Raw genomic sequence first — 389 nt, forward strand, 5'->3', positions numbered from 1 at the left:
GCGTCCGGTTCTGCTTCCGGGTCGAGGTGGTTCATGGGCGGGCTCCGGGAAGAGGGTGCGGGCGCTCGGCGGCGGCGAACGCGGGATGGGAGCGCAGGGCCTCGAGACCGCGCCGCGCATGCGTCTTGACCGTGCCGAGCGAGCAGTTGAGCACCTCGGCGACGGCGGCCTCCGGCAGGTCCTCCCAGTACCGCAGCACCAGCACCGTGCGCTGCCGGGTGGACAGCGAGCCGAGCGCCTCGGTGATCGCGGCGCGGGACTCGACGGACTCGGCGTGGCCCTGGTCGGACTGGTGCACCCGCTCCGGCAGGAACGGCATCAGCAGGTGCGTGACCCGGCGTCTGCGGGTCCGGCTGATGTTGTTGTTGACCAGGGAGCGCCGGACGTAG

General features: G+C 72.5%; 1 protein-coding gene. It reads right to left on the minus strand.

Annotated features, from left to right (window positions below; all coding sequences use genetic code 11):
- Positions 1-31: 31 nt before the first annotated feature.
- Positions 32-389: sigma-70 family RNA polymerase sigma factor (locus LPA54_RS41625; protein WP_228985549.1), on the minus strand; the 358-nt coding region annotated here is incomplete at its 5' end.

It is taken from the genome of Streptomyces sp. DH12 (assembly GCF_020873895.1).
Taxonomy (GTDB): Bacteria; Actinomycetota; Actinomycetes; order Streptomycetales; family Streptomycetaceae; genus Streptomyces.